The 20088-nt window shown below is 56.6% G+C and carries 19 protein-coding genes; 2 read left to right on the forward strand and 17 right to left on the reverse strand.

The genetic code is table 11. From position 1 onward, the window contains the following. Nucleotides 1-48: 48 nt before the first annotated feature. From cheZ to ACQG1Y_RS14040, 11 genes are all read right to left on the reverse strand, one after another. Nucleotides 49-693, reverse strand: a complete 645-nt coding sequence (gene cheZ, locus ACQG1Y_RS13990) for a protein phosphatase CheZ (protein ID WP_003859718.1) — start codon at nucleotides 691-693, stop codon at nucleotides 49-51. Between the two features lie 10 nt (nucleotides 694-703). Beyond that, entirely contained in the window at nucleotides 704-1093 is a 390-nt protein-coding gene (cheY, locus tag ACQG1Y_RS13995) for a chemotaxis response regulator CheY (RefSeq protein ID WP_000763862.1), read from the reverse strand. 17 nt (nucleotides 1094-1110) lie between these two features. Next, on the reverse strand, nucleotides 1111-2160 hold the full coding sequence (locus tag ACQG1Y_RS14000) for a protein-glutamate methylesterase/protein-glutamine glutaminase (RefSeq protein ID WP_014884341.1): 1050 nt from the start codon (nucleotides 2158-2160) through the stop codon (nucleotides 1111-1113). Next, nucleotides 2157-3023: a protein-glutamate O-methyltransferase CheR gene (gene cheR, locus ACQG1Y_RS14005; protein ID WP_017384409.1), complete on the reverse strand. Its 867-nt coding sequence runs from the start codon at nucleotides 3021-3023 to the stop codon at nucleotides 2157-2159. The genes ACQG1Y_RS14000 and cheR overlap by 4 nt, the downstream gene beginning before the upstream one ends. Nucleotides 3024-3042: 19 nt before the next feature. Continuing rightward, on the reverse strand, nucleotides 3043-4644 hold the full coding sequence (gene tap / locus ACQG1Y_RS14010) for a methyl-accepting chemotaxis protein IV (RefSeq protein WP_017693235.1): 1602 nt from the start codon (nucleotides 4642-4644) through the stop codon (nucleotides 3043-3045). A 44-nt stretch (nucleotides 4645-4688) separates the two neighbouring features. Continuing rightward, complete coding sequence (gene tar, locus ACQG1Y_RS14015; RefSeq protein ID WP_017384411.1) at nucleotides 4689-6356, reverse strand: methyl-accepting chemotaxis protein II; 1668 nt, start codon at nucleotides 6354-6356, stop codon at nucleotides 4689-4691. Between the two features lie 85 nt (nucleotides 6357-6441). Further along, nucleotides 6442-7404: a Csu type fimbrial protein gene (locus ACQG1Y_RS14020; protein ID WP_017384412.1), complete on the reverse strand. Its 963-nt coding sequence runs from the start codon at nucleotides 7402-7404 to the stop codon at nucleotides 6442-6444. Beyond that, nucleotides 7401-9785 (reverse strand): fimbria/pilus outer membrane usher protein, encoded by a 2385-nt coding sequence (locus ACQG1Y_RS14025; protein ID WP_015570267.1) that lies wholly within the window; start codon nucleotides 9783-9785, stop codon nucleotides 7401-7403. Before ACQG1Y_RS14025 ends, ACQG1Y_RS14020 begins: the two co-directional genes overlap by 4 nt. Next, nucleotides 9761-10522, reverse strand: a complete 762-nt coding sequence (locus ACQG1Y_RS14030) for a fimbrial biogenesis chaperone (RefSeq protein WP_015570266.1) — start codon at nucleotides 10520-10522, stop codon at nucleotides 9761-9763. The genes ACQG1Y_RS14025 and ACQG1Y_RS14030 overlap by 25 nt, the downstream gene beginning before the upstream one ends. A 16-nt stretch (nucleotides 10523-10538) precedes the next feature. After that, nucleotides 10539-11087 (reverse strand): Csu type fimbrial protein, encoded by a 549-nt coding sequence (locus ACQG1Y_RS14035; RefSeq protein ID WP_032669620.1) that lies wholly within the window; start codon nucleotides 11085-11087, stop codon nucleotides 10539-10541. 7 nt (nucleotides 11088-11094) lie between these two features. Next, a complete protein-coding gene (locus tag ACQG1Y_RS14040; protein WP_017693232.1) occupies nucleotides 11095-11667 on the reverse strand; it encodes a Csu type fimbrial protein in 573 nt (190 codons plus the stop codon). A 427-nt stretch (nucleotides 11668-12094) separates the two neighbouring features. On the opposite strand from ACQG1Y_RS14040, the gene ACQG1Y_RS14045 reads away from it, so the two are divergent. Continuing rightward, nucleotides 12095-13354, forward strand: a complete 1260-nt coding sequence (locus tag ACQG1Y_RS14045; RefSeq protein WP_017384415.1) for a dicarboxylate/amino acid:cation symporter — start codon at nucleotides 12095-12097, stop codon at nucleotides 13352-13354. A 97-nt stretch (nucleotides 13355-13451) separates the two neighbouring features. Here ACQG1Y_RS14045 and cheW read toward each other — a convergent pair whose 3' ends face one another. The 6 genes from cheW to flhD all read right to left on the reverse strand — a co-directional run bounded on the left by cheW (nucleotide 13452) and on the right by flhD (nucleotide 18857). Continuing rightward, nucleotides 13452-13955, reverse strand: a complete 504-nt coding sequence (cheW, locus tag ACQG1Y_RS14050; protein WP_003859699.1) for a chemotaxis protein CheW — start codon at nucleotides 13953-13955, stop codon at nucleotides 13452-13454. 19 nt (nucleotides 13956-13974) lie between these two features. After that, complete coding sequence (cheA, locus tag ACQG1Y_RS14055) at nucleotides 13975-15984, reverse strand: chemotaxis protein CheA (protein ID WP_368740936.1); 2010 nt, start codon at nucleotides 15982-15984, stop codon at nucleotides 13975-13977. Between the two features lie 4 nt (nucleotides 15985-15988). Then, nucleotides 15989-16918 (reverse strand): flagellar motor protein MotB, encoded by a 930-nt coding sequence (gene motB / locus ACQG1Y_RS14060; RefSeq protein WP_003859697.1) that lies wholly within the window; start codon nucleotides 16916-16918, stop codon nucleotides 15989-15991. Beyond that, nucleotides 16915-17802 carry a flagellar motor stator protein MotA gene (gene motA / locus ACQG1Y_RS14065; protein WP_003859696.1) on the reverse strand — a complete coding sequence of 296 codons (888 nt, stop codon included), beginning with the start codon at nucleotides 17800-17802 and terminating at the stop codon, nucleotides 16915-16917. Before motA ends, motB begins: the two co-directional genes overlap by 4 nt. Before the next feature lie 123 nt (nucleotides 17803-17925). Beyond that, nucleotides 17926-18504, reverse strand: coding sequence for a flagellar transcriptional regulator FlhC (flhC, locus tag ACQG1Y_RS14070; protein WP_003859695.1), 579 nt, complete (start codon nucleotides 18502-18504; stop codon nucleotides 17926-17928). Between the two features lie 2 nt (nucleotides 18505-18506). After that, entirely contained in the window at nucleotides 18507-18857 is a 351-nt protein-coding gene (flhD, locus tag ACQG1Y_RS14075) for a flagellar transcriptional regulator FlhD (protein WP_003859693.1), read from the reverse strand. 796 nt (nucleotides 18858-19653) lie between these two features. On the opposite strand from flhD, the gene uspC reads away from it, so the two are divergent. Beyond that, a complete protein-coding gene (gene uspC / locus ACQG1Y_RS14080) occupies nucleotides 19654-20082 on the forward strand; it encodes a universal stress protein UspC (RefSeq protein WP_017384418.1) in 429 nt (142 codons plus the stop codon). The last annotated feature ends 6 nt before the right edge of the window (nucleotides 20083-20088 follow it).

Genomic DNA, 20088 nt, shown 5'->3' on the forward strand with positions numbered 1-20088 from the left:
TTCTGAGCTGCCTCAGGCCGCGTTAACGACCTGAGGCAGAACGCGCAATCAGAAACCAAGACTGTCCAGCAGATCGTCCACCTGATCCTGGCTTGCCACCACGCCCGCTTTGCTGGTGTCAAGCTGTGGACCATTGAGCAGGCTTTCGTTCTCGCGTTTCGGACGGGCAGCCGGTTCCGGTATGTTCTCCAGCAGCACCATCAGCAGCTGACGTTCAATCTCCTGAATCACATCCATCATGCGCTTGATCACCTGGCCGGTGAGGTCCTGGAAATCCTGTGCCATCATGATGTCCAGCAGCTGGGCATTGGTGAAGCTGGTGTGCCCCGGCACGTCACCCAGGTACTGACGGGTATCCGTTACCAGTTCGCGGGCATCCGCCAGCTCAATAGGGTTCTCAAACCACTCATCCCAGCGTTTGCTCAGCGCTTTCGCCCCCTTCTCCATCGCATCCTGGTGCGGCTGCGAGGCTTCAACGCTGTTCAGCGCACGCTCGGCCGCCTGCGCGGTCATCTGTACGACGTAGTCCAGACGGTCGCGCGCGTCAGGGATGGCTTCCGCCGCTTCGGCGATAGCCTGGTCCAGCCCCAGCTCACGCAGGCTGTCGCGCAGCATGCGGGTCAGGCTACCAATGCGGGCAATAATGTCGCTCGGCGAATGTTCTTCAACGGGTTTCATAGCAGGTTGCAACATATCCATCACCTCACATGCCGAGTTTCTCGAAGATCTTCCCGAGCTTCTCTTCCAGAGTCGCCGCGGTGAATGGCTTCACCACGTAGCCGCTTGCGCCCGCCTGTGCAGCGGCAATAATGTTCTCTTTCTTCGCTTCTGCGGTCACCATCAGCACCGGCAGAGAGGCCATGCCCGCATCCGCGCGGATGGTTTTCAGCAGTTCGAGACCGTCCATGTTCGGCATGTTCCAGTCGGAAATCACAAAACCAAACCCGCCAGCCTGGAGTTTGTTCAGCGCATCCACCCCGTCTTCTGCTTCTTCAACATTGTTGAAGCCCAGCTCTTTCAGCAGGTTGCGCACAATGCGACGCATGGTGGAAAAGTCATCCACAACCAAAAACTTAAGCTCTTTATCCGCCATAAAATAATACTCCTGAGTCAAATACGTATTGCCTGTCCGGCACTGATTTTCGCCAGCATCTGCTGGCTTACCTGGCTAAGATCGACCACTTCGCTTACGCCACCCATATTGATGGCCTCGCGCGGCATGCCGAACACCACACAACTTGCTTCATTCTGCGCAATCGTCCAGGCACCAGCCTGGTGCATCGCAAGCATTCCGGCGGCGCCGTCGTTGCCCATCCCCGTCAGGATCACCCCAACGGCGTTGCGCCCCGCATGTTTCGCCACCGAATGAAACAGCACATCCACCGACGGACGGTGCCGGTTAACCGGCGGCCCGTCATGAATTTTGATTTGATAGTTCGCCCCGCTGCGCGCCAGCTCCATGTGCTTGTCACCCGGGGCGATATAGGCGTGACCCGGCAGCACGCGCTCGCCATCTTCCGCCTCTTTCACGCTGATCTGACACAGCTTATTCAGGCGCTCCGCGAACGAACGGGTAAACCCTGGCGGCATATGTTGCGTAATCAGGATACCCGGGCTTGAGAGCGGCAATGGCTGGAGTACATGGCGAATTGCCTCTGTTCCTCCGGTTGACGCCCCAATGACCAGCAACTTTTCCGAGCTGAGTAACGGCCCTGCCTTCAGGGTTGCCGGAGCTGCCATCGGCTTGTGGGCCGCGAGTTTTGCGCGCGACGCGGTACGGATTTTCTCGGCGATCATCTCGCTGTACGCCAGCATCCCCTCGCGAATGCCGAGCTGCGGCTTGGTGACAAAATCCACCGCCCCCAGCTCCAGCGCGCGCAGGGTGATTTCTGAACCTTTACCGGTCAGAGATGACACCATCACCACCGGCATCGGGCGCAGGCGCATTAATTTTTCCAGGAAATCGATGCCATCCATGCGCGGCATTTCAACATCCAGCGTCAGCACGTCGGGGTTATATTTTTTGATTAAATCCCGCGCGACCAGCGGATCGGGTGCTGTCGCCACCATCTCCATATCGCTGTGGCTATTGATGATTTCGGTCATGATCTGACGCATCAGCGCCGAATCATCGACAGACAATACCCTGATTTTACTCATGCTTTTTCCTTACTCAGCGCATAAACCGTTTGCCCACGCAGGCTAAACTCACGCACGAGGTTGCTGAAGTTTTCCGAGTGCCCGGCAAACAGTAAACCGTCAGGCTTGAGCAACGGAACAAAGCGACGCAGGATGTCCTGCTGCGTCGTTTTATCAAAATAGATCATCACGTTACGGCAAAAAATGGCGTCGAATGGCCCCGGCACGTTGTACTGCTTATCCAGTAAATTAACGGGAGCAAATTCCACGCAGTTCGCCAGCTCCTGGCGTACGCGCACCAGTCCTTCATGCGGGCCGGTACCGCGCATGAAGTAACGCTGTAGCTGCTGAGGAGACAGCGTTTTAAGCTCATCCTGGCGATAAACGCCGTTACGGGCTTTTTCCAGCACTTCGGTATCGATGTCGCTGGCGTACACTTTCCAGCGGCCCGGCGCCATGCCCAGGGTGTCCGCCAGGGTGATGGCCAGCGAGTACGGCTCTTCCCCGGTAGAGGCCGCAGCACTCCAGACACGATACTCTCCGCTACGGCGACGGGCGTGTTCCGCCAGCACCGGGAAGTGATGCGCCTCGCGGAAAAACGCGGTCAGGTTGGTGGTTAATGAGTTGATAAATGCCTGCCATTCGGCGCTGTTCTGGTTCGCTTCGAGCATGCTCAGATAGCGGCCAAAATCATCCAGCCCCAGCGTACGCAAGCGCCGCACCAGCCGGTTGTAGACCATGTCTCGCTTATGGTCCGCAAGCACGATCCCCGCACGCTGGTAGATTAACTGACATATCCGACGAAAATGCGCGTCGGACAGCGCGAGGCGCTGTGTCATCTGCAACAATAATGACGTTTGCCCTGAGGGCATGGGTGATGTCATAGCGCCTTCTTAATCACATTCAGGATACAACGGGCACGGCCTGTGACCGTCCGACTTCTGTTACTGCTTCAACGTGCTCTTTCACATTAAATACGGCGACCAACCCGGTAAGGTGATCCGCCTGGTTTGCCAGCTGATCGGTAGCCGCCGCCGCCTCTTCCACCAGTGAGGCGTTCTGCTGCGTAACCTGATCCATCTGTGTAACGGCCTGCGCCACCTGCTCAATACCACGGCGTTGTTCATCAGACGCCGAGGCAATCTCGCCCATAATGTCGTTAACCCGCGTCACGGAGGTGACAATCTCGTGCATGGTCTGCGCGGCGGTATCCACCAGCGCGGAGCCCTGCTGAACGCGGGAGACCGACTCTTCTATCAGCCCTTTGATCTCTTTCGCCGCATTGGCGCTGCGGCTGGCGAGGTTTCGGACTTCACCGGCAACCACCGCGAACCCGCGCCCCTGCTCCCCGGCACGCGCCGCTTCAACGGCCGCGTTCAGCGCCAGAATATTGGTCTGGAACGCGATACCGTCGATGACGCTGATAATGTCGCCAATTTTCTGCGAGCTGGCGGCAATCTCCTGCATCGTGCTGGCGACGTGAGAGGCCTGATCGCCCCCACGTTTCGCCGTCATCGCCGCCTGTTTTGACAAGTCGGACGCCTGACGCGCGTTATCGGCGTTCTGGCTTACCGTCGCGGTCAGCTGCTCCATGCTGGCCGCCGTCTGCGCCAGCGATGCCGCCTGCTGTTCGGTGCGGGATGAGAGATCGTTATTGCCTGCCGCAATCTCGGAGATCCCGGTATGCATGGCGTAACTGCCCTGGCGAACGTTGCTTACCGTTTCCCGCAGCGACCCCTGCATCGCCTTCAGGCTGGCGAAAATCGCTGATATTTCATTCCTGCCATACACGGCCACCGGACGCGCCAGATCGCCCTTCGCCATACTGTCGAAGTGGCTGCTGACGATGGCCAGCGGCTGGACGATCATTTTGCGCGACCACCACAGCGAGCCGCCGGTCAGCAGGGCGGCCAGGATCACCATGGTAAGGAAAATCGCCCCTGACATGCGGTAGCTGGTACGGCTGTCCGCACCGGCACGCGCCACAAACTGGTTAATATCCTGCTGCCAGGCGTTAAAGCTGCCGTCGAACGCCGCCTGAGACGCCTGCACCGGCGCGGTCAGGAAGTCGGAAAGCTGGTTGTTCTCCAGCCACGTCGCCTGATGGTCGAGATCGCCGTACCACACATCAAAGGTCTTTTTCATGGCGACTTTCAGCGCTTTCTCTTTCTCACTGACCGCCTCCTGCGCCGTAAAGGCCTTAAACTGCGCGTCGGCCTGCTTCAGGCTGCTGCGGGCCACGACCATCAGCGCCTTAATATCCTCCGGCGGATAGCTCAGCGCGGTTAACGTCCCTGCTTTGTTCAGCGCAGTGCTTGCCTGCAACAGCACGGCACGCGTTTGTGCCAGTGCGGAGCGCTGCTGATTACTCGTCTCAACTTCCTGCAAATTCTGATAGCCATCGCGAAACGCCCAGAAAGACAACCCGTTACTGCCAACCTGCAAAACCCCACACAGGATCAGAATCAAAAACAGTGTGGTCGAGATACGAATACGATTTAACATCCACGCTCCCATCAAGCGGCAAGCAGCCGCGGTTTAATTGTCAGTCAAAATGTTTCCCAGTTTTCATCTTGTCCGGTCACCGCTGCGCGCGTACGTGTTGTCACGGGCGCCGGGGTTGCTTCGCTGTATGCCGACCGCGAGCTGACCGTATTTGTCGTTTTTGAAGTAAGACGGAACGCCGAGACGGCCATTTTCAGGCGGCTCGCCTGGTCCTCCAGCGCAGCGGCCGCGGCAGCGGACTCCTGCACCAGGGCGGCGTTTTGCTGCGTCACACGATCCATTTCCGATACCGCCAGGGCGACCTGGTCAATACCACGACTCTGCTCATCCGATGCAGAGGCGATTTCACCCATGATGTCCGTCACGCGCGTCACGGCATTCACGATGTCATTCATGGTTTCACCCGCACTTTCCACCAGCACCGAGCCGGTATCCACGCGTGAAACAGAGTCTTCAATCAGGGCTTTGATCTCTTTCGCCGCATTGGCGCTGCGGCTGGCGAGGTTACGCACTTCGCCAGCGACCACGGCAAACCCGCGCCCCTGCTCGCCCGCACGCGCCGCTTCAACGGCCGCGTTCAGCGCCAGGATGTTGGTCTGGAAGGCGATACCGTCGATTACGCTGATGATGTCGGCAATTTTCTTCGAGCTGTCGGCAATGTCATGCATGGTTTTCACCACGCCGTCGACCACCCGACCGCCGCGCTGGGCGGTGTCGGACGCGCTTTCTGCAAGCTGCGACGCCTGGCGGGCATTGTCGGCATTCTGCTTCACGGTCGCGGTGAGCTGCTCCATGCTGGCCGCCGTCTCTTCCAGTGCGGATGCCTGCTGTTCGGTACGGGACGAGAGATCGTTGTTGCCCATCGCGATTTCACTCGTGCCGGTATAGATGGCATCCGCCCCCTCGCGAACGTTGGCGACGGTATCAATCAGCGAACGCTGCATATGGTCGACGCTGGTTGCCAGCTCGGTGATCTCATTGCGGCCAGAAACGGTCAGCGTTTTCGTGAGATCGCCTCGGCCAATATCACGGATATGGGCAATGACGCGGCCAAGCGGGTTAAGAAGGATATGACGAATGCCGTACCACACGGCCACCAGCACGATGACCAGCGCGAGGGCGAGAACCGCCATCTGCCATTTCGCGAAACGGTAGTCGTTCTGGCTTTGCGTGAACGCGGAGTGATAAAGCTCGCCGCTGGCTTTGGCGTACTCGCCGAGCGCCGCGCCGAGGGCGTTCTGCATTCCCTGGGTCGGCTGCGCGAAATAGGCGTCCATATTGCCCTTTTCCAGGAACTGCACCAGCTCCGTGAGGCCGGCGAAGTAGGCCTGATATTTTTCATCTATGTTCGCGCTCGCCTGCGCCATTGCTGGCTGAGGGGCGATTTTTTTGAAGGCGTCGTAATGTTTCGCCGCGTCTGCCAGCGTGGCGCGCGCATTCTTCAGCAGTTCCGTTTTTGCGCTGCTCTGCTGGTTATTTGGGTCCATCATCATGCGGGCAGACGAGCGGCTCAGGTTGATACGCGTCTGCAACATCAGATCCCAGGTCGTGGTCAGTTCGCTTTGCTGCATTCGCAAATCGTTCGAGGCCGCGAAGCTGTCCTGGTTCTGTTTTAACGACGAGAAAAAGAGGCCGCCAGAAGTAAGCTGAAGAAGTGCGAAAATGACCAGCACCATCATAAGCATTGTGACAACGCGGATACGGTTCAACATACAACACCTTCTCATAGATTTATTAACGGTGTTATCGGCACAGGCCACAGGAACTTTACATTTGCGAAAGGGAAAAGCGCGGGAGTCAGAATGCGACGTCGACAATCAGCGTGTCGGTGTAGGTTCCGGCAGGCGGCGTGGCCTGGCTGGTCAGAACTTTGGCGGTGTAGTTGTAGGTACGTAAAAGCCCGTCCGTACTGACCTGCGATGAGCTGGCGCTGGCCCAGCGCTCGCTGCCGCTGCTACCCCAGCGGTTGCTGGTCGCCTCTTTGTAGATGTCGTAACTCATGAAGTTGCTGCCGCTGACCATACGACGCACGTTGTTCAGGGCATTTGCCCCATTATTAATGCCTATGGTGTAGGTGCTGCCTTTGGTGCAGGTGACGGCAACCGACTGTGAAACGGTGGGAAAATTTTGCACCAGCGGCGCGCTGTTAAAATTCACGTCCGGCGTGGTCATGGTGCTGCAATCGTTGGTGACGGTCATGTTGAGGAGGATCGAGGTGGTTGCCGTACCGGTTTGCGGGGTCAGGCACGCTCCGACCGCGCCAACGGCGCACACGTTGTAGTTAATACTGAACGTTAACAACACCTGATACGGCCCGGCGGTGACGTTCTGCCCCATTACGGTCCGGAAATAAAGGGGAATGTTGTAGCGCCTTGAACCCAGCAGCCCGAGCAGCGTGTTTCCGCTCCAGGTATAGGCTTTGCTGATTTGTATTTCACTGTTTCCGCCGCAGCCGGACGCCCCGCACAGCCGCGCAGGGATGACATCGGTAATAGCCGCGTTGTCCGTACGCTTCATGGTCGCCCGGCTATTCGCGAAGACGGATGCCGAGGTGTAATTCAGCGTCACCGAGTCGTTGGTTAACAGGTTGAGAACGGTATCGCAGGTCACCACCAGCGTGCCCGTCGTTTCCACTTCCCCGGTACCGCTGAGTGCGAACGAGGTGACGCTGCCAAACGAGGCATTCACCGTACTGACGGTACAGGCCGCCCAGCTGCCGCCGGAGCACAGCAGCAGGAGCGCGATTAACAGGCGTCTCACGGCGCCTCCCGACAGGTCAGCGGACCGTAGGTTTGCAGCTTATGTTCAGGGTTTGCGCCAACGGTCAGCGTTGCCGTACAGCGTTTACCCTCCGGGGTGATGACCTCGAGCGGATTCACGTCGTTGAGGTTTTCCAGCCAGGCGAGGCCGTCGTAGCCGACAACCGCGCTGCTGCGCGACGCGCGTCTGACCTGGCTTCCTACCGGGATCGCATTGCCCTGCGCATCGTGCAGGATCACGCTGGCAACCCGCTCCTGCTCCATCGGAAAATCCACCAGATAACCGTTATGCCGACGAATCGCCACCCGACGCTCGGTCTCTTTCAGCCGGGTATCCGCAGGTAAGTTCAGGGTATCAATGCGGTAACTTGCCGGGTAATAGGCGGAAACGCCGCTCACCAGCAGATAGCCTTTGTTATTGGTTTTTCCGACCGGCTGGTTTTCGTAGCTGACGGGAACATCCGGATGTCCGTCGGTGCTGATCACCACAAACGCATCGTTGATTTTGTTCGCCGCAAACAGCTCACCGTCCATCAGCACGACAGAGCCCATCGCCTCGCCCCACCAGGTCATCATGCCCTTCTCACCATAGCCGCCGCCCTGTAGCTCCACGTTGTTATTCCGCCAGCCGAGCGTGGCCTGCTGATAGTTACTCGACCGCGACTGGTTGGCCCAGGCCATGTTCCAGCTAAAGCCGCCGTCTGAAGGCATCGAGTGGTTGTAGTTAATGCGTTGAGTGCTGCCTGCGTCAGGGGTATTTTCAAAGGTGACGGCGGCGCTGTCACGTTCGCCGAGGGGAACCTGCAACGACAGCGCAACCGTCCAGTCGCCCCTCTGCTGGTCACGGCTGGCAGCCAGATAAATACTGCTTGAGCCCCACAGATTACGGCTCCAGGAGAGGTTGAGCAGCTCAGTTTTCTGGCTGTCAAAACTCTCAACGCCGATCCATGCCGCGCCGATATTGCCGTATCCGCCGAGGTTAAAGGTTAAGGAATACTGGTCGGTATTGCGGCTCAGGCTGGCAACGGGGTTATCATTTTCATCATAAACGGTGGGCTGATCGTACAGGGCGAGATTGCCAAAACCACGATCACGTCGGGTATGCTGGGTCGCTACGCTAAACTCGCTGGTGTTGTATTGATAGCCCCAGTTTATCTGGCCGCCGCTGTCGCCGCGCATGCGGCTTTGGGTCCACGAGGTATTTACCACGCCAAAACGCCCGAGCTTCAGTACCGTGCCCGCGCCGCCAAGCGCCAGCGACTCCGCCCCTTCCGCATGCCCCTCCAGCGTCAGCCAGTCGGTCACCCCGTAGCGGTACGATCCGCTGCCCGCCGCCGGGCCATAGTCAAAATTCTCAATACCGTAGTTACGCCGCAGGCTGCCCAGCGTCACGGCGCCGTCGCTTAACCCCTGCTTAAGCAGATCGCTGCTGACATAAAACGGCAGCGTGGTACTCACCTGACGACCCAGCGCATCAGTGGTAACCAGTACTGCATCGCCAGCACCGTTGATATACGGCAGATTGGTGAGGGTAAACGGCCCCGGCTGAAGGCGGGTGGAGCCGGAACGGTAGCCATTAATAAAGAGATCGACCGAGGTCGGGACAGCCGCCTCGCCGGAAAACGCCGGCAGCGGCCAGGTCACCAGATCCGGACGCAGGGAGAAGTCGCGCCCGTAGCTGATCCCGCCCATGCGCACGCTGGTGCTCCAGCTCAGCGCATCGCTGATGACGTCCCCGGCGGACCAGGTGGTGGCATCCTCTTCGTTGGTGATCAGTAAGGTAGAGTCATAACGCACGTACCCTTCCTGCTGCCCGCTGTTACCGGTGAAATTCTGCCGGGCGTAACCCGTCGATGAAAATGAATAATCCTCATTGAAATAGCGGAACTCGTGCCATACCGATGCCTGGCCGCCCGTGTGTTCGGAATGGTTGGTATAAACGTCGTAATTGAGCAGCGCGCCGCGGCCATAGTGCGGTTTGCTTTGCGTGCTCTGTTCGCTGAACGGCGTGATCCGCGCCGCGACCCAGTCCCGGGGGACCGTCAGCAACAGGCGCTGGGCCGTACTGTCGTACTCTGCGTGTACCGACGTAAGCGTCGAGAGATTCACCTCTCCGGCTGGCACATGCGCGGGCGGCAGCCCGGCGCGGAGCAAATCCGCGCCCGAAATAAACCAGGCGCCCTCACGCTGCGTCACCGGCACCACCAGACCCGTGTCATAGTGGTTCAGCACCAGGGCGAGCTGGAATACTGCTTCGCCGTTTATCGTCCGTGCATCCGGCGGCGGCGGTAAACTGTCGTCGCCGGTTTCGGCAAAGGCGCTGGTACTGACGCAAAGCAGGATCATCATCGCCGGTTTCAGTTGACGGGCGTCGATTGCCATTGCGTATCCCTGGCATTAATTTGCGCGCTCATCCGGTTCGGCTGATAAATCCCTGCCGGAAGCGGCCAGCTTCGGGTGCTGCCTGGCAGCACATAACCCAGCAGCCCCTCGGCAACCGTGCGTTTTTGCCCGCCCTGCTCAACCGCAACCTGGCTGAGCCGGACGTGTACATCCCCCTGATTACGGACCTGAAGCGCGGGTTTACCCCCTTCCTGAACGACCCGCCAGCTCAGCTGTTGAGTATTCGCCAGCGCGTGGTGCGCCCCTTCGTTGAGGGTGGGGATCCCCTGCCCATAAACAAATAAGGGAATGGAATAGCGCATTTGCAGTTTGAGGCCCATGGACGGTTCCGCTTTGGCATCCGGCTGGGGAATTTCATCCACAATAATGCGGTAGGCCTGCTCAACCCCCGACGGGATTGTCCCCTGCTTGATCAGGCGAATAAGCTGTTTACTGCCTTTGGCGATGGTCACGATCGGCGGGCTGGCGACCACATCCTGCTGGGCGGTGTAACGCTCATATCCTCCCTCCTGCTTCCAGCGCACAATACGCACCTGCATTGTCGTGGCGCTGTTGCCCTGATTCTGGATCCACAATTCAGTTGCTCTGGCCTCTGCCGAAAGCCACGGATCGATGGGCCACAAAAGAATGGTTGCCGCTGCCTGCGCCTGGCCCGCTGCCAGAGCCGTTGCCCCCAACAGACCCACCAGGCCTGATCGCCTGAAAAATGGCTTCATCGATGTTCTCCCTTTCCTACCATGACAAGGTCACGGTGAGTTGATCTGAATATGTTCCCGGCAGGCTAAACCCCGTCAGGAGCGCGACGCCAAAAAGAGGCAGCGCGATGTTATTGCTGTTGGTATAGGTAATCGGTATGGCCTGGTTAACCCCAATTTCGCTGTTCGCCGCCAGAGAGCTGCTGCTGTAAAGCCGGTAACCAACAACTTCGGTCCCACCTGAACGCGTCATCCGTCGCACCGAGCTGTAATTCTGGCCGCCGTCAATGCTCATGCTCAGCGCCACGCCCGGCGTGCAGGCGATGGACAACGCACCGTCGGCGACAAAGCTGGTGCTGACCGGCGTGTTGTCCACGCCGTTACGGGTTCCAAAATCCAGCGTCCCAAAGCGCCCGCCCGTGCCGGTACTCACCGAGCACCCTGGTACTACCGTCGCGCTCACCCTGAAGGACTGGGAGGTCACCGCTCTGGCGTCGCAGTTCATCATCAGCCCGACGATCAGGGCCAAAAAAGGGTGCACGACGCCCTCTGCGCTTTCGCGCAGACATAAACACAATGCCTTCATGGCTGAATCAGTAGGTGACGCTGACGTTAATCGTGTCGGTATAGGTTCCCGGTACAACCGTTACGCTATTGCCACCGCCCGTTATGCGTCCGTAGAGGGTATAGCTGTCCACCCCGCCCGCCGTGGAGGCAACGGGCAACGCGGCGTTGTTAGCGATCACGTTGTTGTACCCGCTGTCGCTATAGAGGCTGTATGCCACGCCCTGTGCCGCATTGGCGGTGTTCACCAGATAGCGGGCGGGTGTGCCGGGGGTGCCGACAACGGTTCCGGGTGCGGTCGCGTTGGTGTTGCCGGTGATCGCCACCGTGTAACTGGCAGTGGTACATTGAATGGTAAAGGTGTTTCCGCCGCTGGCCCCGGTTAACTGGGTTGTCAGGGTGGAGAATGTCGCAGGATGGGTCCCGAAATCGAGTGTCCCGAAGTTAATGCCGTTTTGCGTTGGCGAGCCGTTGATCAAACAACCGTTCGTCAGCGTCAGCGTCGCCCCGATAGTACCGCTACTGGTGACTGCCAGCGCCTGACCGACAGTCGCCGCCGTCAGCAGTGTACCCGCGCAGATAAAAAGAAGTGTTCTTTTCATTTACCACCCTCCAGAAGAAATAATGGTCCGCTTACCCTATTTTATTCATACTGTTCAGTATGTTAGCCCCGCTTAAACATTCCCCGGCGCGGTTACTGAGAATTTAGTTTATGGTTCACGCTTCAACCACTTTCAGCGAAGGTGAGACACCCGCCCTCCAATTAACAGACTATTAACAAACATTACAAAGAGTTAGCAAAATAAAACGGGCATTATTTTTGCTTAATTTGAGGATATATCGCCTGTAACGTGATCCGCGTCACAATATATCGTCATCGTAAAAACAACGAATTTCATAAAAATTAAAAACAAGTTGTAACTCACGCAGCTTTACTTCAATTTATGCCCCTAATATTTTCCTGCGCTTAAATAAAAATTTTGTATGCATTGACGCAGGAAACTCTTTTAGCGCATAGAGGATCTTTTTGTGGCAAGTGCAAACAAACTCACGCTCTTCATCGTGATTTTCATGCTGGCGGGCATTCTTTCAGGTGCGGCAATCCATGAGTATGCTTCGCCCGACGCGATACAGGCCTGGTCGGAGAACATCACCCTGCTGACCGATATTTTCCTGCGGCTGATTAAGATGGTGATTGCCCCGCTGGTGTTCAGCACCCTGACGGTGGGCATTATGAAGCTGGGTGAAACGTCGACGATTGGGCGCGTCGGGGGTAAAGCGATGGTGTGGTTTATCAGCTCATCCGTACTTTCCATTCTGGTGGGGCTGTTTATTGTTACCCTTGAACAACCCGGCAGCGGTCTGAACCTGAGCATTCCGACAGAGACGGTTGATACCGGCCTGGCCGTTAGCGGGATGTCGCTGAAAGCCTTCCTGTCACACACTATTCCAACCAGCATTGCCGGCGCGATGGCGAACAATGAGATCCTGCAAATTGTGGTCTTCTCGATGTTCTTCGGCATCGGCGGCGCGTCATTAGGTCAAAAATTCAACGCCCCGCTGGTGGCGGCGCTGGATGTGGTTTCCCACATTATGCTGAAAGTGACGGGCTACGTGATGTACGTTGCGCCGCTGGCCATTTTTGCCGCGATTTCGTCCGTGATTGCCACTCAGGGTCTGGGCATTTTGCTGAACTATGCCTCGTTCATTGGCGGTTACTATGTGGCGATCCTTCTGACCTGTCTGGTATTGCTGGCGGTAGGTTACATGGTACTGAAAAAAGAGATTTTCCGTCTGGTGGCGATGCTGAAAGATCCGGTGCTGGTCGCGTTTACCACCAGCAGCTCAGAAGCGGCATACCCGAAAACGCTGGAGCAGTTAGCGCGCTTCGGCTGTTCACGTAATATCGCCTCTTTCGTCCTGCCGATCGGCTACTCGTTTAACCTGGTCGGCTCCATGGTGTACTGCTCGTTCGCCTCGATGTTTATCGCCCAGGCATACAACATTCACCTGAGTTTCACCGAGGTGACGGTGCTAATGTTAACGTTGATGCTGGCCTCGAAAGGGATTGCGGGCGTACCGCGCTCGTCGCTGGTGGTGCTGGCGGCAACTATTCCGAGCTTTAACATTCCGGTGGCCGGGATCTTGCTGCTGATGGGGATTGACCATTTCCTGGATATGGGACGATCGGCCATTAACGTGCTGGGGAACGGGATTGCGACGGCGATGCTGTCGCAGAATGAAGGGGCGCGGGAAGCGGAATCAGCGCTGGTGGAGCAGGAGGCGTAAGGTTACAAAAGAGCCGGGTGGCGGCTTCGCCTTACCCGGCCTACGTGTTCGAGCCATTTGTAGGCCGGGTAAGGCGAAGCCGCCACCCGGCTTTGTTTTATGCTACGTGATTCGCCGCGATATCCAGCAGCGCCATCTCTTCGCTGTTCAGCAGCTTCTCAATATTCACCAGAATCAGCATACGCTCGCCGAGCGCACCCAGCCCCGTCAGGTATTCCGTCGACAGCGTGACCGCAAACTCCGGCGCAGGACGGATTTGATCGGCGGTCAGCGACAGCACATCAGACACGCCATCCACCACGATCCCCACCACGCGCTGCCCCAGATTCAGGACGATCACCACCGTGTTATCGTTGTACTCCACATCGCCCTGGCTAAACTTCACGCGCAGGTCCACGATAGGCACAATCACACCGCGCAGGTTGGTCACACCCTTGATAAACGCTGGCGTGTTCGCAATGCGCGTTACCTGGTCGTAACCGCGAATTTCCTGCACTTTCAGGATGTCGATACCGTACTCTTCATCCCCTAAAGTGAAAACCAGGAATTCCTGTCCAGATGGCTCGCCCGCCAGTTTCGTTACGTTACTCATACCGGTCATGTTATTACCTTTTACTTAATCAGGCGGCTGTGTTCGCCACACGTTGTTCACGATTTAATCCCTGAAGTGCCGATACATCGACGATCAGCGCGACGCTACCATCACCCAGGATGGTGGCAGCAGAGATCCCCGGCACTTTGCGGTAGTTACTTTCCAGGTTCTTAACCACCACCTGATGCTGACCAATCAGCTGATCGACCAGCAGCGCGTAGCGGCGTCCGGCGCTTTGCAGGATCACAACGATACCCTGCGTGGCCTCGGTTTTTGCCCCGTCCACTTCAAACACTTTCCACAGTTCCACCAGCGGCAGGTACTCGCCGCGCACTTCGAGCACGCGCTCGCCGCCCGCCAGCGGATGCAGATCTTCTTCACGCGGCTGGAGGGACTCCATCACCGCGTTCAGCGGCAGAATAAAGACTTCGTCCGCCACTTTAACGGACATGCCGTCAAGAATGGCCAGCGTCAGCGGCAACAGGATACGAATCGTGGTGCCCGCGCCCTGCTTAGACTGGATCTCAACGTGACCGCCCATCTCCTGAATGTTACGTTTCACCACGTCCATGCCCACGCCGCGGCCGGAAACGTCGGTGACCTGCTCTGCGGTTGAGAAGCCCGGGGCAAAAATCAGCATGCCCACCTCTTCGTCGGTCATGTTTTCGTTAACCGCCATTCCCTGCGAAATCGCCTTCGCCAGAATGCGCTCGCGGTTCAGGCCGGCGCCATCATCGGTCACTTCGATGCAGATGTTGCCGCCCTGATGTTCCGCTGACAGGATCAGGTTGCCCACGGGCGATTTTCCAGCTGCTACGCGGTTTTCCGGCAGCTCGATGCCGTGGTCGAGGCTGTTACGCACCAGGTGCGTTAACGGATCGATAATGCGTTCAATCAGGCTCTTGTCCAGCTCGGTGGAGCTGCCCATCAGCGTGAGTTCGATCTGTTTGTTGAGCTTGCCGGCCAGGTCGCGCACCAGGCGCGGGAAGCGGCTGAAGACATATTCCATCGGCATCATGCGGATGGACATCACCGATTCCTGCAAATCGCGGGCGTTACGTTGTAACTGGCCCATGCTGGTGATGAGATCGCCATGGGTCACCGGGTCCAGCTCGTTGGAGCGCTGGGCCAGCATCGACTGGGTGATGACCAGTTCACCCACCAGGTTGATCAGCTGATCCACTTTCTCCACCGCCACGCGAATGCTCGTGGACTCGCTGGAACGCGCCGCTGGTTTTTCACCGCGGGCCGGAGCGGCCGTCTCTTTTGGCACGGCTTTCAGGGCCGGGGCAGCGGCAACTACCGCAGGGGTATTCTCTGCCGGAGCAGGCGCTTCAACGGCCGCCGCCTCGGTTTCAAACGCAATCTGATCCGCTTCAATCACGAAGCAGAGCACCGCCACGATGTCATCCTGGCCGATCCCGCCGTCGAGCGTCGCGGCCAGGCTGTCTTTGCCCTTCACCACGTTGCTGAGCGTCGCCAGGTTCCCCAGCTCCTCTTCCAGCAGGTTGACCTCGTTCTCCTTCAGACGTGACAGCACCACGCGCAGTTTTCCTGCGGGCGCGCCAGGCGCCGTATCGGGTTCGGCCACGGCGTCAACAACGCTCAGTTTTGCCGCAGGGACAGCGGGCGCAGACGCCTCACCTTTGGCTTCCAGCGCTAACTGACGCAGCGCGTTGCAGATGTATTCAAAGCTGGCGGCATCAGGCTCTGCCGAACTTTTATAGGCGTCGAGCTGTTCCTGCATAATATCTTTCGTTTCCAAAAACAGGTTGATAATGTCGGTATTGAGCTGCATCTCACCGCGTCGTGCTTCATCCAGCAGGTTTTCCATTAAATGGGTGGTTTCCTGCAAAATGGTAAATCCAAACGTTCCGGCACCGCCTTTAATGGAATGCGCCGCACGGAAGATGGCATTGAGCTGTTCTGAGTCCGGTGCCTCGGGCACCAGATCCAGCAAATGTTGCTCCATATCGGCCAACAATTCGTCGGCTTCATCAAAAAATGTCTGGTAAAAATCGGTAATATCCATGCTCACGCTATCACCTCGGATTGGCTGGTGGCGATGTTGGAACGGCAGCCGAAGGGACGGCCCCAGGCTGTTTTAAATCGTCCAGTGACTCATTCTGACTTTCGGCGTTTTCATGCAGGATGGCCTGCTCCGCCTGCTGGTTCAGCACTAAAAGACTGATACGACGGTTGATGGCGTCATCCGGTCCGCGGTCGGTAAGGCGCATGGTTGCAGCCATGCCGACCACGCGCAGGACCTTGCCATCATCAAGCCCACCCGCCACCAGCTCGCGACGCGAGGCGTTGGCGCGATCGGCAGAAAGCTCCCAGTTGCTGTATCCTTTCTCTCCCGTGGCGTACGGGAAATCATCCGTGTGTCCGGACAGGCTAATGCGGTTTGGAATACCGTTCAGCACCGGTGCAATCGCACGCAGAATATCGCGCATGTAGGGCTCCACGTCGGCGCTGCCGGTTTTAAACATCGGCCGGTTCTGGCTGTCGATGATCTGAATACGCAGCCCTTCCTGTACCAGGTCAATTTTCAGATGCGGACGCAGCGCGCGCAGCTTAGGGTCCGCTTCAATCAGCTGATCCAGGTCACCGCGCAGTTTTTTCAGGCGAGCCTGCTCCATCCTTTTTTTCAGCTCGTCGATGTTAGGCTGTTTTTTCACTTCGCCCTGCTGCTGGGTATAATCGTCACCGCCGCCGGGGATCGGGCTGTCGCTGTTCGAAATGCGCGGCCCGCCGGTAACCGCCGTCGCCAGCGGCGTTCTGAAATATTCCGCAATCTGAATAAGCTCTTTCGGGCTGGAGATGGAGATTAGCCACATCACCAGAAAGAAGGCCATCATGGCGGTCATAAAGTCGGCGTACGCGATCTTCCAGGAGCCGTGAGAACCGTGCCCGTGCCCCTTATGCTTGCGCTTTTTTACGATGACGATCGGATGGGACTGGTTTTTCATGCGTCCTCAGTTGTCGTCTGTTGGTTAGGGTTTTTCACCGCGCGCACGTGCTCTTCCAGTTCGATAAACGACGGACGTTCGCTGGAGTAAAGCGTCTTACGACCAAATTCGACGGCAATCGGTGGCGCATAGCCGTTGAGGTTTGAGAGCAGCGTAATTTTCACGCACTGCATCATTTTGGTGGTTTCGGCGCTCTTCTGGCGCAGCACGCTCGCCAGCGGGGAGATAAAGCCGTAGGCCAGTAAAATACCGAGGAACGTCCCCACCATCGCGTGGGCAATCAGCGCCCCCAGTTCAGCCGCCGGGCGATCCGCCGAGGCCAGGGCATGAACGACGCCCATGACCGCCGCCACGATGCCGAACGCCGGAAGCGAGTCGCCCACCAGCGCCAGGCTGTTGGCCGGTACTTCGGACTCGCTCTCGTGGGTTTCGATCTCTTCGTCCATCAGGGCTTCAATTTCGAAGGTGTTCATGTTGCCGCTGATGATCAGTCGCAGGTAATCGACGATAAAATCGAGCATCATCGCGTCGGCCAGAATACGCGGGTAGCTGGCGAAAATTTCGCTCTCTTTCGGGTTTTCGATGTCCCGCTCCAGCGAGAACATCCCCTGCTGACGTGACTTCGCCATCAGGCGATAGAGCAGCGCCAGCAGATCCATATACATGCTTTTGGTGTATTTCGAGCGACGAAACAGCAGCGGAATCGCCTTCAGCGTGCCCTTGATCGATTTGCCGTTGTTACCAACGATAAAAGCCCCTACCCCTGCACCGCCGATGATGACAAGTTCAGCCGGTTGATAGAGTGCTCCAAGGTGCCCGCCGGTCATCATGTAACCGCCGAAAACTGTACCGAGAACTACCAGGTAACCTAATAAGATAAGCACGACATCATCCTTCCGCTAGTGACTATGGCAGGACGTTCATATCGAGCGCATGACCTGAACGCAGGGTAAAAAAAAGCAGCGGTAATCGCTTACCGCTGCTGGAATCTTGCCCACAGGTTCGGGTTAAACAGCGTGTTCGATCTGTTCATCCAGCAGTTGTGGAATAATATCGGCAGCATCCCGGGAAAGTTTACGTCTTTTTACGGCTCGGGATGGAGGCTGGCACAAACTACAGGCAAAGCTGCCCGCAGGCTGGTGCGCGTGGGTAATGAAATTGCCGTCACAGCAGTTGCAGCGGGACAATTCAAGCATTCCGCTTTCAACAAAACGCACCAGCGTCCAGGCGCGGGTCAGCGCCAGCAGGGGTCCCTCTTCCTGCTGCGGGCATTGCTCAAGGTAAAGTTTGTAGGCTTTGATCACGGCATCAACGCCGCTGCATAAGCCCGTTTTAAGCAGGTACTGCCAGGCGTTACAGAACATGGAAGCATGGATGTTCTGCTCCCAGGTCATGAACCAGTCAGTCGAAAACGGCAGCATGCCTTTTGGCGGCGGGCTACCACGCAATTCTTTGTACAGCTTGATCAGACGACCACGGCTCAGCTGCGTCTCGCTTTCCAGCATTTGTAAACGCGCACCGAGCGTGATGAGTTCCATCGCCAGCTGGATATCACGGGCTTCCTGAACAATGCTTTTTTCGCTCATTGTTAAGCCCTTTTCTTCCGGGCTACGTCATCAGGCTGGCTGATTTCGTTGAGCAGGCGGGTGGAGAGAAGAATACCAGTGTGGATCTGTTGCAGATCGTCCACGCGGGATTCCTGAGTCAGACGCGTAATGGTCTGCGGGTTATCAAAACGGAACTGGCAGACAAGTTGATTGGTTTCAGCCAGCTTGACCATTTGCGGGAGGGTTAATCCACCCAGCATGGTTGCCATCTCTTCGTTAACACCCAGACGAAACATCGCTGACGGTTTGTCCTGACTAATCAAACGCTGCGCGAGCAATAAATACGACAAATTGATGTCATAAATATGTTTTAGCAACTCGGATGTATGCATTTTTCCCATCCCGAATAACCAACTATTATTTTTATGCGGAAAGACCGCACCCCGTGATGTCGCCGGGAAATCACCCGGTATAAAAAGAAAAGGCCAAATGCATAGTTGAATTTAGGTTTGTACGTCGTAAAGCGCGTGACCGGTTAACATGGCCAAAATGTCGGTTACACATTTTATCTTTTCTTACAAATAACTAAGATTTTTCCTAATTCGACGCAAACCCTACTCGTCAGTTTTGACACATACAATGCAGCCCCCCCTGGAATTTAAAAAAAATGTGATCTCCGTCACATAATTTACGCGAATGTAACCCATAAATCCATCAGCGTGACTTGCAATTTGACTATTTATTGAGCAACTGAAGCTTGTTTATATTCTTATGGAACGAATACTCATGCAGAGGGATGAGGGGATCGGGTATGAAAATTGCTACGTCGAAGAAGCACTTCCCTTTCGCGTCACAACGGGCGCGAACGCCAGAGAAGAGGCGGAGTTAATTAAGTAAAAACAGCAGCTTAAGTTTTCCTTTCGAGAAAAAAGTTTCCATGGGTAACCATCACGCTTGCGTTGACGATCGGTTAACGCGATTTAACAGCACGGAAGGCTAAATGTGTGATTTACGTTAAGTTGTTAATTACTTTCATTTAGCGTCCCCATTTCGTTATTCTTCTTATAAGAATAATTAATGAATAATTATGATAAGCTTCACACTATTGTCGCATGTGCCTCTTGCAGAAGCGGCAGATTCGCGGTAAAGCTTGAGAAACGTGTCATTCTGACATAAAAGGAGTGTGTGATGAGTTACTCCCATCTTCTTGTTTCTGTTGCGGTTTCCCCCGAAAGTCATCAACTCGTCGCCCGTGCCGTTTCCATTGCCCGCCCGAATAATGCCCGCATAAGTCTGATTACCCTGGCTGCTGAACCCGAAATGTATAATCAACTGGCAGCGCCAATGCTGGAAGATATTCGTGAGGTTCTTCAGGAGGAAACGCAGCAATTTCTGCGCGAGCTGGTTGAGCGGGCAAAATATCCTGTCCACCAGACGGTGATTGCCACCGGCGAGTTAAGTGGACATATTCTCGACATTTGTCAGAAACAGAATGTTGACCTGGTCATTTGCGGAAATCATAACCAGAGCTTTTTTTCCCGGGCGGCATGCTCGGCAAAATCCATCGTTTCGTCAAGCCAGGTGGATGTCCTGCTGGTGCCTCTCGGGGGCAATTAATGCCCC

Source organism: Enterobacter cloacae complex sp. 397G4, from assembly GCF_050031515.1.
Taxonomy (GTDB): Bacteria; Pseudomonadota; Gammaproteobacteria; order Enterobacterales; family Enterobacteriaceae; genus Enterobacter; species Enterobacter hormaechei_C.